11 protein-coding genes are annotated in these 15,847 nt (G+C 70.9%); 8 read left to right on the forward strand and 3 right to left on the reverse strand.

Features of this window, described 5'->3' with window-relative positions; translation table 11 throughout:
* The 8 genes from asnB to CLV40_RS27460 all read left to right on the forward strand — a co-directional run bounded on the left by asnB (window position 1) and on the right by CLV40_RS27460 (window position 11,870).
* Window positions 1–1,854, forward strand: a complete 1,854-nt coding sequence (gene asnB / locus CLV40_RS27425) for an asparagine synthase (glutamine-hydrolyzing) (RefSeq protein WP_181043769.1) — start codon at window positions 1–3, stop codon at window positions 1,852–1,854.
* Window positions 1,851–2,489, forward strand: a complete 639-nt coding sequence (locus CLV40_RS27430) for an acetyltransferase (protein ID WP_104481883.1) — start codon at window positions 1,851–1,853, stop codon at window positions 2,487–2,489. Before asnB ends, CLV40_RS27430 begins: the two co-directional genes overlap by 4 nt.
* A gap of 108 nt (window positions 2,490–2,597) precedes the next feature.
* Window positions 2,598–3,707 (forward strand): DegT/DnrJ/EryC1/StrS family aminotransferase, encoded by a 1,110-nt coding sequence (locus CLV40_RS27435; protein WP_104481884.1) that lies wholly within the window; start codon window positions 2,598–2,600, stop codon window positions 3,705–3,707.
* On the forward strand, window positions 3,704–4,270 hold the full coding sequence (locus CLV40_RS27440; RefSeq protein ID WP_104481885.1) for an acyltransferase: 567 nt from the start codon (window positions 3,704–3,706) through the stop codon (window positions 4,268–4,270). Before CLV40_RS27435 ends, CLV40_RS27440 begins: the two co-directional genes overlap by 4 nt.
* A 668-nt stretch (window positions 4,271–4,938) precedes the next feature.
* A complete protein-coding gene (locus tag CLV40_RS27445; protein WP_104481886.1) occupies window positions 4,939–8,904 on the forward strand; it encodes a DUF4082 domain-containing protein in 3,966 nt (1,321 codons plus the stop codon).
* Window positions 8,905–8,933: 29 nt separating this feature from the next.
* A complete protein-coding gene (locus CLV40_RS27450) occupies window positions 8,934–9,977 on the forward strand; it encodes a glycosyltransferase family 2 protein (RefSeq protein ID WP_104481887.1) in 1,044 nt (347 codons plus the stop codon).
* 602 nt (window positions 9,978–10,579) lie between these two features.
* Complete coding sequence (locus tag CLV40_RS27455) at window positions 10,580–11,077, forward strand: SigE family RNA polymerase sigma factor (RefSeq protein WP_104481888.1); 498 nt, start codon at window positions 10,580–10,582, stop codon at window positions 11,075–11,077.
* Window positions 11,078–11,087: 10 nt separating this feature from the next.
* Window positions 11,088–11,870, forward strand: coding sequence for a hypothetical protein (locus CLV40_RS27460; protein ID WP_104481889.1), 783 nt, complete (start codon window positions 11,088–11,090; stop codon window positions 11,868–11,870).
* Between the two features lie 39 nt (window positions 11,871–11,909).
* Here the strand turns inward: CLV40_RS27460 and CLV40_RS27465 are convergent, their stop codons facing one another.
* From CLV40_RS27465 to CLV40_RS27475, 3 genes are read right to left on the reverse strand one after another with little or no spacing between them, the layout of a single operon-like run.
* Window positions 11,910–12,725: a glycosyltransferase family 2 protein gene (locus CLV40_RS27465; RefSeq protein WP_104481890.1), complete on the reverse strand. Its 816-nt coding sequence runs from the start codon at window positions 12,723–12,725 to the stop codon at window positions 11,910–11,912.
* Window positions 12,722–14,287, reverse strand: a complete 1,566-nt coding sequence (locus CLV40_RS27470) for an oligosaccharide flippase family protein (protein ID WP_104481891.1) — start codon at window positions 14,285–14,287, stop codon at window positions 12,722–12,724. The genes CLV40_RS27465 and CLV40_RS27470 overlap by 4 nt, the downstream gene beginning before the upstream one ends.
* Window positions 14,288–14,319: 32 nt before the next feature.
* Window positions 14,320–15,843 (reverse strand): O-antigen ligase family protein, encoded by a 1,524-nt coding sequence (locus CLV40_RS27475; RefSeq protein ID WP_245931601.1) that lies wholly within the window; start codon window positions 15,841–15,843, stop codon window positions 14,320–14,322.
* Between the last annotated feature and the right edge of the window lie 4 nt (window positions 15,844–15,847).

Raw genomic sequence — 15,847 nt, forward strand, 5'->3', positions numbered from 1 at the left:
ATGTGTGGAATCGCCGGAGTGCGCAGGCTCGACGGGGCGCCGGTCGACCCGGCCGTGCTGGTGGAGATGGCCAGGCGGCTGCACCACCGCGGCCCCGACGACGCCGGGACCTGGATCGAGGGCTCGACCGGGTTCGCGCACACCCGGCTGTCCATCATCGACCTGGACGCCTCGGTCCAGCCGATGCTGACCCCGGACCGGCGCCGGGTGATCGCGTTCAACGGCGAGATCCTGAACTACCGGCAGCTGCGCGGGCAGCTCGACTACCCGTTCCGCACCAACGGCGACACGGAGACGCTGCTCGCGCTGTTCGAGCGCGACGGCATCGACGCGATCACCAAGGCGCGCGGGCAGTTCGCCCTGGCCCTGCACGACGAGGACAGCGGTGAGCTGCACCTGGTCCGCGACCGGCTCGGCATCCTGCCGCTGTACTACTACCTCGACGCCGAGGTCTTCGCGTTCGCCTCGGAGATCAAGGCGCTGCTGCCCGCCATCGGCGACCGGGGGGTGGACACCGCCAGCCTGCACGACTACCTGGCGCACCGCTCGGTCCCCGCGCCGTACACCCTGGTCGAGGGCGTGCGGAAGGTGCCGCAGGGGCACCGGCTGACGCTGGGCCGCGACGGCCAGGTGCGGCTGCGCGCGTACTGGCAGATCCCGGCCAACGCGGCGCACCGCGACGTCACCCCGGAGGAGGCCGTCCGGCTGGTCGCCGACGGGCTCGACGCCTCGATCGACGACGCGCTGGTCGCGGACGTGCCGGTCGGCGCGTACCTGTCCGGCGGCATCGACTCCAGCCTGATCTCCGCGTTGGCCGCGCGGGCCAAGGGCGAGGGCGGCCTGCACACCTTCTCCGCCGGGTTCGGCGACCCCCGGGTCGACGAGCTGGACTGGGCGCGCAAGGTGTCCGGCATCGTCGGCAGCGAGCACCACGAGGTCATCGTCACCGCCGACGACTTCAAGGACTCCTGGTCCAAGCTGAGCTGGCACCGGGACGCGCCGCTGTCCGAGCCCGCCGACGTGGCCGTGTTCAAGCTGGCCGAACTGGCCCGCAGGCAGGTCAAGGTCGTGCTCTCCGGCGAGGGCAGCGACGAGCTGTTCGGCGGCTACCCCAAGTACCGCTTCGCCCAGGCCACCCGCTGGGCCGGGCTGGTGCCCGCGCCGCTGCGCGGTCGCCTCCTGCCCCGGTTGGAGCGCGCGCTGCCCGCCTCGCGGGCCCGGCTGGGCGTGGCCGTACGGGCCATGGGCGAGGGCAGCTCGGCCGAGCGGATGCGCGGCTGGTTCGCCCCGTTCACCGAGCGCGAGCGCGACGGCCTGCTCGGCGGCCCCGCCGTGCGCAGCGCCATCGCGCCGTACGAGCGCGGTCGCGGCGACGCGCTGAGCCGGATGCTCTACGCCGACTCGCACGCCTGGCTGGCCGACAACCTGCTGGAGCGCGGCGACCGGATGTCCATGGCCGCCTCGCTGGAGCTGCGCCCGCCGTTCCTCGACCACCGGCTGGTCGAGCTCGCGTTCTCGCTGCCCAGCGCGGTCAAGGTGCGCAACGGCGTGACCAAGTGGGTGGTCAAGGAGGTCGCCCGCCGGTACCTGCCCGACGACGTGGTCGACCGGGCCAAGTCCGGCTTCAAGGTGCCGCTGGACGCCTGGTTCCGCGGCGGCCTGCGGGAGATGGCCAACGACCTGCTGACCGGCCCGTCGTCCTTCGTCGCGCAGACGCTGGACGCGGTCGCGGTGCGCAGGCTGCTCGCCGAGCACGACGCGGGCACCCGCAACGAGCAGCCGCGGCTGTGGACGCTGCTGTCGTTGGAGGTCTGGCACCGCGAGTTCGTGAAGTCGCTGCGAGTCGACGCGTGAGCACCCCGCTGCTGCTGGTCGGCGCGGGCGGTCTGGCTCGGGAGGTGCTCGCGGCGGCGCGCGCGCTGCCCGCGGAGTTCAAGCCGCTGGGCCTGCTCGACGACGACCCGGCCCGGCACGGTGCCGATGTGGACGGTCTGACCGTCCTCGGCCCGTCCGAGCTGGTGCACGAGCACACCGACGCGCTCGTGCTGGTCTGCGTCGCCTCGCCCGCGCGCCCCGGTGCCCGGGCCGCGGTGGTCGAGCGGCTCGGCCTGGCACCCGAGCGCTACGCCACCCTCGTCCACCCCCTGGCCTCCGCGGCCCAGGGGGTGGAGCTGGGTGAGGGCACGGTCCTGCTGGCAGGCGCCGTGATCACCGCGCCCCAGCGGGTCGGCAGGCACGTGCTGGCGATGCCGCACGTGCTGTTCACCCACGACGACGTCGTCGGCGATTTCGCCACCTGCGCGGGGCGGGCCGCGCTCGCGGGCGGGGTGGTCGTCGGCGAGTCCGCGTACCTCGGGGCGGGCTCGCTCGTGCGCCAGGGCCTGCGGATCGGCGCGTGCGCCGTCATCGGCATGGGGGCCGTCGTGCTGTCCGACGTGCCCGACGGGCAGACCTGGGCCGGAGTGCCCGCGAGGCCGCTCGACAAGTGATCGAGTGGTCGTACCCACTCAGGCGCAGCAAAGTCGTCCCTTGTTGCGATGAGTTCTTCGAAGTCGATAAGACCGATCAAGTCGTCACGCCCATTTGAGGAGAGCCGCATGACCGGCCACATTCCCCTGGTCGACCTGGCCGCCCAGCACGCCGCCGTGGCGGATGAGGTGGCCGAGGGCTGGGCCCAGGTACTCGCCAAGACCGCTTTCGTCGGCGGACCGCAGGTCGCCGCGTTCGAGGCCGAGTACGCCGCGTTCGCCGGAGTGGCGAACTGCGTCGGCGTCGGCAACGGCACCGACGCGCTGGAGCTGGCGCTGCGCGCGTTGGGGGTCGGCCCCGGTGACGAGTGCGTCGTCCCCGCCAACACCTTCATCGCGACCGCCGAGGCCGTGGCCCGCACCGGTGCCACCACGGTCCTGGTCGACTGCGACGTCGACACCATGCTGATCAACGTCGACGCGGCGGCCGCCGCGGTCACCGACCGCACCCGCGTGGTGATCCCGGTCGACCTCTACGGCCAGGTCGCGCCGATCCCGGAGCTGCGCGCGGTGCTGCCCGAGCGGGTCGCCATCCTGGAGGACGCCGCCCAGTCGCAGGGCGCCACCCGGCACGGCCAGACCGCGGGCTCCTTCGGCGACGTCGCCGCCACCAGCTTCTACCCCGGCAAGAACCTCGGCGCCTACGGCGACGCGGGCGCGGTCACCACCGGCAACGCCGAGCTGGCCGAGCGGGTGCGACTGCTGGGCGCGCACGGCTCGCCGCGCAAGTACGAGCACCCGGTGCTGGGCTTCAACTCCCGGCTCGACACCCTCCAGGCCGTCGTCCTGTCGGCCAAGCTGCGCAGGCTCGCGGACTGGAACGCGGCCCGCCGCGCCGCCGCCGACCGCTACACCGCGCTGCTCGCCGACGTCGACGGCGTGACCACCCCCGTGGTGGCCGACGGCAACGTGCCGGTGTGGCACCTGTACGTGGTCCGAGTCGCCGACCGCGACACCGTGCTGGGCAAGCTGCACGCTGAGGGCATCGGCGCGGGCATCCACTACCCGACCCCGCTGCACCTCACCGGCGCCTTCGCCGACCTCGGCCTGGGCGCGGGCGCCTTCCCGAACAGCGAGCTGGTGGCGGGCGAGATCCTGTCGCTGCCGCTGTTCCCCGAGATCACCGAGGCGCAGCAGCAGCGCGTGGTGTCGGTGCTGGCGGACGCGGTCCGCGCATGAGCGGCGTGTTCGTGCACGAGAAGGCCCTCTGCGAGAGCGACGAGGTCGGTGACGGCACCCGGGTCTGGGCGTTCGCGCACGTGCTCCCCGGCGCCAAGGTCGGTCGCGACTGCAACATCTGCGACGGCGCGTTCGTGGAGACCGGCGCGGTGCTGGGCGACCGGGTGACGGTCAAGAACGGCACCCTGGTGTTCTCCGGGGTCACCTGCGAGGACGAGGTCTTCCTGGGGCCCAACGTGCTGTTCACCAACGACTTCCGGCCGCGCGCGGCGATCCGCAAGGGCCCCGGGGCGCTGGTGGACACCGTGGTGCGCCGGGGCGCCACGCTGGGCGCGGGCACGGTCGTCGTGTGCGGCGTCGAGGTGGGCGGCTTCGCCTTCGCGGGTGCGGGCTCCGTGGTGACCAAGGACGTGCCCGCGCACGCCTTCGTGGCGGGCAACCCGGCCCGGCGCAAGGGCTGGGTCTGCGAGTGCGCCGAGCGCCTCGACGAGGCGCTGCACTGCCCGGCCTGCGGGCTGGACTTCGTCGAGATCGGCGCGGACAAGGGCCTCACCCGGGCCTGAGAGCGTTCCGGATGGCCGTCGCCCCTTTCGGGGCGGCGGCCATCCGCTTGTCCGGGGTAGGGCGCTGTGGGGCAAGAAGCGTTCCCCATGCGGCTAGTCGGTCGGATTCAGGTGTACTCCCCAGCGTTCTTTTTCATGTTTCCCACGTTCCCGCCCTGCGCCGAACAGGTGATTCCCAACCCTTGACCGGCTGTTGGTGACCGCACTCACAAACCGGGGCAACCGGTAAATGAGTCGCGTGTGGACTGTTGGTCGCCGCTATACGAATCCCCTTCGGGAGCGGGCGGGATCCCGGTCGTGGTGCTTGTCAGCCGGCAAGTGGCTGGTACATCGGCGGTCACGCACCGTAGTAAGGCTGGAATGGCTTTCGCAAATGCGGGTGGTCCAGTAGGGACGGTCACCATTTCGTTACCGGCAAGGGGCTGTACCCCACTCCCCTGACCGGGGTAACGGGGTGGGGCGCTGTAACGATGTGGAGGTAAATAGGAACCGCGGACCCTGTCGCGCGTCCCCTATTCGGTGCCCAACAGCAGTTGATTCCCTACATACGGTTACTTACCGTGGAGGCTCGGATGGACCGTGCGATGCAGGACGCACGCGGTCGGGGATGGAGAACGCGCGGTATGCGGGTCCTCCTCGTTGGAATATTGGCCAGTGTCGGACTACCCGTGTTCGCCGCGTCACCGGCTTCGGCCGCGTCTTGCGTCGGACTGAGCGCCGTCGCCTGTGAGAACCAGCAGACGGCGGACGTGTACGCGGACGACACCGATTGGAAGATCGAGAGCCCGTACGGCGACATTGAGGGCTTCGCGACCCAGTCGAGTGTGCAGCCGGGCCAGACGCTCTACTTCAAGATCAAGACGCCGAGCGTCGACTACCAGATCGACATCATCCGCGTCGGCTACTACAACGGCGGCGGCGCCCGCAGGATCAGCACGGTCCTGCCGTCCGCGCCCCGCCCGCAGAACCAGCCGCAGTGCGCCTACGACGGCAACACCGGCCTGGTCGACTGCGGCAACTGGGGTGTCTCGGCGTCCTGGACCGCGACCAACGCGGTGCCCGGCTTCTACGTGGCGAACTTCATCAGCAACGACGGCCACGGCGCGTCCCAGTACCCGTTCGTGGTCCGCAACGACTCGTCGACCTCCGACATCGTCGTGCAGACCTCGGACCAGACCTGGCAGGCCTACAACAAGTACGGCGACCGCGAGGGCATCAACGAGTTCAACCTCTACGAGGGCGGCTTCTCCGGTTCCCCCGACGGCCGCGCGTTCAAGGTCAGCTACAACCGGCCGTACCGCAACGCGGGTACCTCGAACTGGCTCAACGCCGAGTACCCGATGATCCGGTTCCTGGAGCGCAACGGGTACGACGTCACGTACCTCACCGGGGTCGACATCACGCGAAACCCGAACCTGCTCAAGAACCACAAGGTCTACCTCTCCTCGGGCCACGACGAGTACGTCAACGCGACCCAGCGCGCGGGCATCGAGGCGGCCAAGGCCGCGGGCGTGAACCTGTTCTTCTCGACCGGCAACACCATGTTCTGGAAGACCCGGTTCGAGAACTCGATCGACGGTTCGAACACCGCGCTGCGCACGATGGCCTGCTACAAGGAGACCAAGGCCCCCGGCGGCGCCAAGATCGACCCGAACCCGGCCTGGACCGGCACCTGGCGCGACCCCCGGCAGTCCCCGCCCTCCGACGGCGGCCGCCCGGAGAACGCGCTGCTCGGCACGCTGTTCAACGTCAACGGCTACCGCGCCGACTCCATCCAGGTCCCGGCCTCCTACGGCCGCAACCGGTTCTGGCGCAACACCTCGATCGCCACCGCCACCACCACGACCACGCTGCCCACGGGCACCCTGGGCTACGAGTGGGACGGCGACCCGGACAACGGCTACCGCCCGGCGGGCTCCGTGCCGCTGTCGGACACCACCGTCAACGTCGCCGACGGCCAGCTGCTGCTCGACTACGGCTACCTCTACGGCGCCGGGTCGGCCAACCACAAGCTGATCATGTACCGGGACCCGGCCAGCAAGGCGCTGGTCTTCAGCGCGGCCACCGTGCAGTGGGCCTGGGGTCTGGACGACCACCACTCGCTGCCCTACGGCGGCCCGACCAGCAGCCCGGCGCCGAGCCAGGCGATGCAGCAGGCCACGGTCAACCTGCTCGCCGACATGGGCGCGCAGCCGACCACGAAGATGTCGAACCTCATCACGGCCACCAAGTCGACCGACACCGTCGGCCCGACCGTGACCGTCGCGTCCCCGGCGGCCGGTAGCACCGTCCCCGCGGGCACCGAGGTCACCATCTCCGGTACCGCGGTCGACGCGGGCGGCGGCAAGGTCGGTTCGGTCGAGGTCTCCGTCGACGGCGGCCAGACCTTCCACCGGGCCACCGGCCTGGACAACTGGACCTACAAGTGGACGCCGAGCACGCTCGGCGCGGTCTCCATCCAGGTCCGCTCGTCCGACGACGGCGCCACCCTCGGCGCCACCCTCACGCGCAACCTGACCGTGGGCGCCCAGCAGTGCCCGTGCACCCTGTTCGGCACCCAGACCCCGGCCTCCGTGGACGGCGGCGACGCCGCGCAGATCGAGGTCGGCACCAAGTTCACCACCTCGGTGAACGCGACCGTCACCGGTGTCCGGTTCTACAAGGCGACCGCCAACACCGGCACGCACACCGGCACGCTGTGGACCTCGGCGGGCCAGCAGCTGGCCACCGGCACCTTCACCAACGAGACGGGGTCGGGCTGGCAGAAGCTGACCTTCAGCTCGCCGGTGCAGATCCGGTCCGGCCAGACCTACGTCGCGTCCTACACGGCGCCCAACGGCCACTACTCGGTCGACGCGGGCTACTTCGTCGGCAAGGGGGCGGGCATCGTCCCGCTGACCGCGCCCGCGACCGGGGCCACGCCCGGCGGCAACGGCGTGTTCCGCTACGGGGTGGGCTTCCCCAACAGCTCGTTCAACGGCGGCAACTACTGGGTCGACCCGGTCATCACCACCGACACCGCGGACAACACGGCCCCGCTGGTCAGCAACACCTCGCCCACGAGCGGTGCCACCGGCGCCTACCTCGACGGCAGCGTGACGGTCACGTTCAACGAGGCCGTCGACCCGCAGAGCGTGGTCTTCACGCTCAAGGCGGGCGGCAGCAACGGCTCCCCGGTCGCCGGTGTGGTCAGCACGGACGACAAGAAGGTCACGTTCACCCCGAACGACCTGCTGGCGGCCAACACGCTGCACACCGCGTCCGCGTTCGCGACCGACGGGTTCGGCAACGCACTGGCCGCGACCCAGACGTGGAACTTCACCACCGGCACCGCGCTCCAGCCGTGCCCGTGCAACCTGTTCGGCACCCGCACCCCGGGGACCCTGGACTCCGGGGACGCCAGCGACGTCGAGCTGGGCGGCAAGTTCACCGTGGGGGTCAGCGCCAAGGTCACCGGCGTCCGCTTCTACAAGAACTTCAACAACACCGGCACCCACACCGGCTCGATCTGGACCTCGAGCGGCCAGCGCATCGCGACCGGCACGTTCACCAACGAGACCGCTTCGGGTTGGCAGTCGCTGACCTTCAGCGCGCCCGTGCAGCTCCAGGCGGGCCAGACCTACATCGCCTCCTACCGGGCGCCCAACGGGCACTACTCGGTGGACAACGCCTACTTCGCCTCCCAGGGCGCCGGTCGCGGCATCCTGACCGCCCCGGCCTCCGGCGCGGTGAACGGCAACGGCGTGTACGTCTACGGCGGCGGCTTCCCGAACAGCACCTACAACGCCAACAACTACTGGGTCGACCCGATCGTCGACACCTTCGGCGCGGACTCCGTCCCGCCGACGGTGACCTCGACCACCCCGACCAGCGGCGCCACGGGTGTGCCGACCGGCAACGGCGTCACGGTCAACTTCTCCGAGGCGATCAACCCGTCCTCGCTGCAGTTCACCCTGAACCGCAACGGCAGCTCCGTCCCGGGCACCACGCAGTTCGCCCCGGACAACCAGAGCGTGACCTTCGTCTCCACCGACGTGCTGCCGGGCAACGCCCAGTTCACGGTCACGGTGCGGGCGGCGGACGCGTGGGGCAACCTGATGCCCGCGGCGCACACGTTCTCGTTCACCACCGGCGCGACGGGCCAGTGCCCGTGCACCGTGTTCCGCCCGACGGACACCCCGGCCACCACCACGGTCGACTCGCCCGTCGAGCTGGGCATGCGGCTCACGCCGACGGCGGACGGGTACATCACCGGTGTCCGCTTCTACAAGACCGCGGGTGACACCGGTACCCACACCGGCACCCTGTGGAGCGGCGCGGGCGCCCTGCTGGCCACCGGCTCGTTCAGCAACGAGACGAGCAGCGGTTGGCAGACGCTGACCTTCAGCACCCCGATCCAGGTCACGGCGAACCAGACCTACGTCGTCTCCTACTGGGGTTCCACGGGTCACTACGGGTACACGGCGGGCTTCTTCAACAACCCCCACGTCAACGGGCCGCTCACGGCTCCCGCGACCGCTGAGGGCGCCCCCAACGGCGTGTACCGCTACGGCACCGGCGGGGCCTTCCCCAGCGGCGCCGGTAACGGAACGAACTACTGGGTCGACGCAGTGTTCGCGACGAGCGTTTCGTAGCGAACTCCGACTGACCTAGGGGGCGACCAGTGGCCAGCGTTGATGTGGTGATCCCGTGCTACAAGTACGGGTCGGTCCTGCCGACCGCCGTGCGCAGCGTGCTCGACCAGCCGGGCGTGGACGTCCGGGTGCTCGTGATCGACGACTGCTCCGGTGACGGCAGCGCCGACGTCGCCCGGGGGTTGTCCGAACAGGACAGCCGGGTGACCGTGGTTGAGCACAAGCAGAACAAGGGACACATCGCCACCTACAACGAGGGCCTGCTGGACTGGGCGAGCGCTGACTACTGCGCCCTGCTCAGCGCCGACGACGCCCTGACCCCGGGTGCGTTGCGACGGGCTACCCGCCTGCTCGACACGCACCCGGAGGTCGGGTTCGTCTACGGCCGCCCCCTGCACTGGGACGGCAGCGAGCCGCTACCGACGGCCCGCACCGAGGACAATGGCTGGACCGTCTACAACGGACCCTCGTGGTTGCGCAGGCGGTTCGCCCTCGGTGACGGGTGCATCACGTCACCGGAGGTCGTGGTCCGGACGTCGATGCAGCAGAAGTACGGCGGCTACAACCCGGAACTGCGCCACACGGGCGACATCGAGATGTGGATGCGCTTCGCCCTCCACGCCGACGTCGGCTACCTGCGCGGGGTGGACCAGGCGTACTACCGGGTGCACGGCCAGAACATGTCGGCGGCCTACTACGCGTCCGTGGTGGCCGACCTCCGCCAACGGCTCGCGGCCTACACGGCCATCACCGACCGCGAAGACAACCACCTGGCGGACAAGACGGACCTGGACCGCCGAGTCCGCCGGGTCCTGTCCCGCGACGCGCTGAGGCGGGCGGGTCGGGCGTTCGACAAGGGCCGCTCGGAGGTCGACCCGGTAGAGGAACTGGTGGAGTTCGCCCGCGAGTCGTACGGGGACATCGAGAACCTCCCGGAGTGGCACACGCTGCAACTGCGCAAGCGCCTCGGCCCCAAACGAGCCCGAGCCCTCTCCCCCCTGGTCCTCACCGCCCCAGCCCGCCGAGTCCGCCACCACGTCCGAGTCCTGAAATGGCAGCGCGAAGGCATCTGACCAGCGAATAGATCGATCAGGCCCCGCCGGCTTCTCGGAGCAGGCGGGGCCTGGTCATCTCCCCACCCGCCTGACCAGTTCCCCAGCGCCGCTTCCCAGACCACCTCGCCCAAGCCGCGCACCTACTCCACCCATCGCACTTCTCTCGCCAACACCCGCGCAACCGCCGCCCGAGTCCCTAGCTCCACCAACGCACTTCTCTCTTCCCCCAGCCACCCCCACAACCGCCGCTTGAGCCCAGCCCCCGCCCGAACGCAACGACCCCTTGAGGTCAAGGGCCCCTACGAACCTGCGGTGGGGAAGAGCGGTGGGGGAGGGGCAAGCCACCCCACCCGCGGGCGAGCTTGGCAGGTCCGTCCCCCCGCACAAAGACGTTCCACCCCATCGAGCAGAAGGCGGGGGCGCGAAGAGTCAGGTGGTGGGTCGGGCTGGCACACGTCGGCGGGTGGCGGGTTCTGCTTGGCGGGGTGGGGACGGGTTACGAGATGGCCTGGGTGGGCAGGGCGAGCGCGGCTTGGGTAGGCAGCTGAGAACTGCCGTGCAACCTTTCCCCACCCCCCGAGCGTGAGTACCCCGTAGCTACCGCACCAGCAGGGGGTCCGATGGACGACCGGGATACCGGTTTTACCGAGTACTTCGCCGCTCGTTCATCCACCCTCCGCAGCACCGCCTTCTTGTTGTGCGGGGACTGGCACCGTGCCGAGGACCTCGTGCAGACCACCTTCATCAAGCTCTACCGCGTGTGGAACCGGGTCGCCGAGCGGGGCAAGCTCGACGGCTACGTGCGCAAGATCCTCGTGCGCACCTTCCTGGACGAGGCCCGCCGCGGCTTCTTCCGCCGGGAGACCGTCACCGAGGACCCCGGTGACACCTCCCTGCCCTCCTCGACCGGCGCCGTCGAGGACCGGGTCGTTCTCCTGCGGGCACTGACCAGGGTGCCCGCCAGGCAGCGTGCCGCGCTGGTCCTGCGGTACTGGGAAGACCTCTCGCTGGAGGAGAGCGCGCGGGTGCTCCGGTGTTCGACCGGGACCGTGAAGAGCCAGGCCTCTCGCGGGTTGGCCCTGCTGCGCGACGAACTCCCCGCCTCCGTGACTCTGTAGGGAAGGACCAATGGACGAGTTCGAGCTGCGCGGCGCTCTGCGCGGCACCGTGGAGACCGCGACCCCGCCGCCCGCGATGCACGCGGGGGCCGTGTTGGCCGAGGCCAAGGCGGCCCAGCAGGTGCGCCGGGCGCGGATCGCCGGGGCGGGTAGCGCCGTCGCGGTCGCCCTGATCGCCGTCGGGGCCGTGTTCCTGCCCGGCATGGGCGGTACCGACCAGGCCCCAGGGCCGATCAACGCCGCCACAGGGGGCACGAGTTCGCCGCGGCCGACCAGCCGCACCTCGTCGCCGAGCCGTCCGGCCGACCCGGCGGCGGCCCGCTCCTCCGCGCTGCTGGCGGACTTGCTGGACGCGGTGCCCGACGGCTACAACGCCACGAACGTCAACATCATGCTGCCCAACGGCCACAACGCCTTCTCCCACGGCAGCGAGCTGCTGGACAGCGGCGCGCGCGACTACTGGGCGACCGCCCCCATCGGCAAATCGGGTCGGTGGGGCGGGGTGGAGGCGCACGTCGTCGACGGCGCGGCCAGGGACCTGTGCGCGGTGGTCAAGGACGTCATCTCCCACGGCGGGGCCAACTGCGCGGTGGCGGACGTCGGCAGCAAGGCCGTTGTGCTGGTGAACGACAGAGTGCAGCAGTGGGTGGCCCACCGGCACGACAACGGCGTGGTCGTCGTGATCGGCCAGCGCACCGACCTGGGCAACGACCTGCCCCCGCTCGGCCAGCGCCCGCTGACCGTCGACGACATGACGCGGTTCGCCACCAAGTCGGACATCGCCCGGAAATAGCGAAGGGGCCACCGACCCGGAGTCGGTGGCCCCTTCCGCTCAGTCCTGCTTCCAGGCCGTGTAGTAGCTGTCCTCGTTCACCAGGTACCTGACCGTCGGGTGCGGCACGTGCTGCACGACGCGGGTGCGCGACATGCGGTGCACGAACTCCCAGTCCTCCTTGGGCAGCGTCGCCTTCACCCTCGGGATCCGGCTGAACAGCACGTCGTCGGCGCGCCGCAGGACGATCGAGTTGGAGTCCACATAGGGCGAGTCGTCGACCATCGTCTTGCGGTCGAAGGGTTCCGACAGCACGTCGAGGACCGTGCCGTCCGCGCGGCGGCGCTCGACGGCCGAGTACACCAGGTCGGCGCCGCGGCCCAGGACAGCCAATGTCTGTTCCAAGTGGTCTTCGCGCCAGGTGTTGTCGTCGTCGAGGAAGGCCAGGTACCTGGAGCGGGTCAGCCGGATGCCGACGTTGCGCACCAGGCCGAGCACCTTGGAGTTGCGCGACAGGCTCACCACGCTCAGCCGCGGGTCGTCCGGCAGGGTCGGCAGCCCGCCGCCGCCGTCGTCGACCACGATTACCTGCTGGTCGGTGACGGTCTGGGCGAGCGCCGACTCCACCGCGGCGGGCAGCAGGCCGGGCCGCTTGAACGTCGGCATGACCGTCGCCACCAGGGTCTCCGGTCGCGGGCCCAGTTCGCGGTCGAGCCGCGCCACCTCGCCGTCCTCGAACCTGGTCAGCTCGGGCACGTACCGCCCGAGTTGCAGCTTGGTCTTGGCCTCGTGCATCGGCCACAGCCCGAACGCGTCCCGCAGGGCGCGGCGGACGGCGGCGGAGGCGCCGTTGCGGTCCTTCAGCGGGGCGGTCACGCGGCCGCCCCCGATCGACCGGGAAGCATCGAACGCATCGGGTACACCACCGGGAGGTAGACAACGACGGCCACCAGACCGCCGACCAACAGTTGCAACCACGAGTTCTCGAACACGGCGCGGACCAGGAAGGACGAGGCGACCACCAGCGCGCCGCCGAGCACCGGTCTGCCGCAGGCCCGCAGCGCGGGCGCCAACCGGATGCCGCGCCGGACCACGACCGCGCCGAAGACGGGCAGCACGATGAGGGCGGTCACCGCGGCTTGGGCGATCGCCGCGCCGCGGATGCCGTCGAGCAGGACGCCCGCGAACAGGCCGCCGACGGTCACCACCAACCACAGGCCCTGCAACCAGATCAGCACCCGGTTGCCGTCCAGCGCCACCAGCAGGTCGTAGCCGATGAACAGCAGGATGCGGGCCAGACCGAGGATCGCCAGGAACCGCAGCGCCTGCGCGCCGGGCACCCACTGGTCGCCGTAGACCGCGTGCAGCATCGGCGCGGAGTAGCAGGCCAGCAGCGCGCACACGGGCAGCGCCGCGGCCACCATCAGCCCCACGCCGCGGGCCACCGCCAGTTCCAGCTGCGGCTTGTTGTCGGCCATGCGGGCGAACCCGGCCAGCGACACCCGCCGCCCGGCCTCGGAGAAGATCTGCAGCGGCAGGCTCGACTGGTTGAACACCATCAGGTACAGCCCGAGCGCCGCCGCGTCGGTGAACCCGCCGACGATGATCTTGTCGATCTGGGTGACCGACAGCGTCAGCACGCTGGCCGCGGCCAGCGGCAGGCCGAAGCGGATCAGCTCCCGCGCCGTCGCCCGGTCCCACCCCGGGCGCACCCGCACCGGGCACAGCAGCAGGTAGCAGGTCATCGACACGATCGACCCGGACAGCTGGCCGACCGAGAAGCTGATCGCGCCCGCGCCGGACGCGCCGAGGGTGATGGTCAGCCCGGTCACCACGACGAACGACGCCGCGTCGCAGAAGAACCGGGTGCGCTGCAGGAACTCGCGGTTGAGGATAGTCGCGGGCACGACCGCGATGCCGTCGACGAGCACCGCCGCGCACAGCACGCGCACGACGGTCACCGCCTCCGGGCTGCCCATCAACTCGCAGTACTTCGGGGTCAACGCCCAGACCGCGGCGTAGAGCAGCGCCGAGTTGGCGATGGCGATGGTCATCGCGGTGCCCGCGAACTCGCGCACGTCCCGCTCCCAGCGCACCAGCGCCAGGCTGACCCCCAGCTCGTTGAACGCCTGGAGCACGGTCAGCGCGGTCACCGCGAGGGCGAACACGCCGTAGTCGGCGGTGGTGAGCAGCCGGGCCATGATGATCCCGGACAGGAAGATGCCCAACCGCAGCACGACGGTGTTGAGCATGCTCCACGCCAAGCCGCGGCCGACCTTGCCGCCCACACCCGCCGCGGCGGGCGCGGGTGCCGGGTCGGGCACCTCGGTCAGCCCGGCGGCCGGGGGCAGCGGGTGCACCCGTTCGGTTGGCGGGTCTAGCGGGCCCTCGGTGGGCGCGCTCGACCGCTGCGGCGCCTGGGGGGCGTCTGCGGACACGCGGGGACCTCGGTTTCGTGGCCGACGTGGACTTACTGGGCGGTGCTGCTTGACCTGGTGGAACGGCGCGCGTCCGTGGCGGACCCGGCGCGCTCGCCCGGTTTCCCGGACCCGTCGGAGGCCTTCCCGGACCGCGCCGAGGAGGAGCCCCGGTGTTGTCGTCGTTGTAACCGCCTCGGGCGTTGCGCCGTAGTGGGCAACAGTCGCGGAATACCCCCGGGCTGCTCCTGGACCGTCCGCCACAGCGCACCGGCCGCGCCGATGAGCAGGAAGGTGTAGCCGGTGGCCACCGCGAAGCCGATCAGGTCGAAGGTGGCCGAGGAGATGCCCGGCACCGCGATGCAGGCGGCGAGCGTCACGCCCAGGTCGCGGATCCGCGGGTCCTTGCTGGCCAGCCGCGCGCGGAAGGCGCAGTACATGCCCGCCAGGTAGATGAAGATCAGCAGGGCCAGCCCGATGGCGCCGTTCTGCACCAGCGTGCCCAGGTACTGGTTGTCCAGCCAGCCGTACTTCTCCGGCAGGTAGGTGCCCAGGCCCCGGCCGAGCAGCAGGTGCTCGGGGATCTCCTTGCCCGCCCGCTCCACCGCCCGGCGCCTGCTCTCCGCGCTCGGGTCGACGCTGATGCTGGTGAACAGGCTCAGCAGGGTGCCGACCAGGCCGGGGACCATGACCCGCATGGCCACCACGAAGCCGAGGATGCCCCACAGCGCCCTGACCCGGCGCTTGGGCGCCATGGCCGGGACGATGAAGATCGCCGCGATGGCCAGGCCGAGGATCGCCGAGCGCGACAGCGACTGCATCGAGGCCACGGCCAGGATGGCCAGGCACAGCCACCACCGCTTCTTCTGCCCGCCGAAGTCGACCCCGCGCAGCGCGTAGTGCAGGGCGATCGGCACGGTCATCGCGCAGACCACGCCGAACTCGATCGGGTGGCCGGAGGTGCCCGCCGGCCTGCGGAAGTTGGAGCGCTCCAGGACGTAGGACATCGTGCCGTTGGGCCGCAGCCCGGGCAGCACCAGGTACTCGGTGAGGTCCAGGGCGAACTGGAACTGCAGGATGCCGACGAACGCCATGAAGGTGGCGCCGACGACCATGGTCTTGAGCAGCTTGTCGATGCGGTCCAGGCCGCGCACGCCGTCGATCACCGCGATGCCGACCGCGACCACGGCCATGACCGTGATCAGCGTCCGGTCGGCGGCGGCGAGCTCGTCGGCGGGCAGGTAGCCGTAGGTGGCGTAGCCGTAGGTGGCCAGCTGCGAGGTGGTGAACAGGAACAGCGCGGTCCGCGCCGCGTTGCGGCCCTTGGCCACGCCGAGCGTGGTCACCATCTGCGCGCAGAACCACAGCACGCCCATGACCAGGCCGATCGCCACACCCGGGGCCAGGGCCATGGGCAGCCCCTTGATGACCAGGGCGGCCGGGATGACCGTCATGGCCAGCGCGTAGACGCAGGCGATGGTCGCGCCGTCGGCCTTGGACTTGCCGCCCGCGATGAACTCGCCGTCCACCCCGGGCTTGGCGCCTGCCCCGGACTTCTTGTCGGCGGTCTTGCCCACCACG

Source organism: Actinokineospora auranticolor (assembly GCF_002934265.1).
Lineage (GTDB): Bacteria > Actinomycetota > Actinomycetes > Mycobacteriales > Pseudonocardiaceae > Actinokineospora > Actinokineospora auranticolor.

Bases quoted from the DNA above. Each gene is read 5' to 3' on its own strand.
- asnB (WP_181043769.1), top strand. From the start codon at position 1: ATGTGTGGAATCGCCGGAGTGCGCAGGCTCGACGGGGCGCCGGTCGAC.
- CLV40_RS27435 (WP_104481884.1), top strand. From the start codon at position 2,598: ATGACCGGCCACATTCCCCTGGTCGACCTGGCCGCCCAGCACGCCGCC.
- CLV40_RS27440 (WP_104481885.1), top strand. From the start codon at position 3,704: ATGAGCGGCGTGTTCGTGCACGAGAAGGCCCTCTGCGAGAGCGACGAG.
- CLV40_RS27455 (WP_104481888.1), top strand. From the start codon at position 10,580: ATGGACGACCGGGATACCGGTTTTACCGAGTACTTCGCCGCTCGTTCA.
- CLV40_RS27460 (WP_104481889.1), top strand. From the start codon at position 11,088: ATGGACGAGTTCGAGCTGCGCGGCGCTCTGCGCGGCACCGTGGAGACC.